The organism is Oleiphilus sp. HI0132, assembly GCF_001635845.1.
On record NZ_LWGJ01001619.1, the window covers coordinates 1 to 1,045 of the forward strand.

Below are 1,045 nucleotides of genomic sequence, written 5' to 3' on the forward strand. Positions count from 1 at the left end.
GTCATATTCTTGGCTCTGCTTATGTTGAGTGCTGTGTAAACCAGGGGAAGGACGCGCATACGTTTATCTTTTCGGGTGATTTAGGCGCTCCTCACTCTCCTTTGTTAGCCGCGCCGAAGCCTCCTGAAGCATGTGATACCTTGGTGATTGAAAGCACTTATGGCGATAAGAATCATGAAGATCGACGCTCTCGTCGGCAGCGACTTAAGGCAGTGATCGAGAGTGCTGTTCAAGACAGAGGTGTGGTCTTGATTCCTGCGTTCAGTATCGGCCGCACTCAGGAGCTATTGTATGAACTTGAGTCATTGATCTATGAGCTTAAAGATAAAGCCGATCAGGGGGCGCTGAATTGGGCTGAGCTTGAAGTGATAGTCGACTCACCTTTGGCCAACGACTTTACTGATACCTACCGACAACTAAAACCTTTTTGGGATGCAGAGGCTCAAAGTCGGGTAGCCGTGGGTCGACACCCTCTGTCATTTGAAAATTTACTCACGATAGATGATCATCAAACTCACCTCGACACAGTGAATTATTTAGCAAAGACGGCTCGCCCAGCCATTGTGATCGCCGCTAGCGGTATGTGTGCTGGTGGACGTATTGTTAATTATTTAAAAGCCTTAATTGAAGATAAGCGTACTGATATTCTGTTTGTAGGTTATCAAGCTGAGGGAACTGCAGGGCGAGATATTCAAACTTACGGGACACGAAATGGCTATGTCGAGCTAGAGGGTAAGCGCTATACGATTAATGCCGCTGTACATACGATCTCGGGTTACTCTGCGCATGCAGGTCAGGAAGACTTACTGAACTTTGTGCAAGGCATGAAAGCTAAGCCTTCAGAAATAAGAATTGTTCATGGTGATGATGACGCGAAGAAGGCTTTAAAGCAGGCGCTACGGGAATTATTGGGGGAAGAGGTAGGTTTAAGTATTCCTTAAAGAGTAACGTAGCCATAGAAAAGGTATTAAAAAACAAGCTATTCGCTAAGAAGTGCAGAACAGAGCAGGCTGATATAATCTTTCACATTATAGTATTTTTGCTT

The 1,045-nt window shown here is 45.3% G+C and carries 1 protein-coding gene; it reads left to right on the forward strand.

Annotated features, from left to right (window positions below):
- Positions 1 to 941 (forward strand): MBL fold metallo-hydrolase (locus A3766_RS24925; protein ID WP_197479730.1); only part of this gene is annotated, 941 nt, incomplete at its 5' end.
- Positions 942 to 1,045 lie beyond the last annotated feature (104 nt).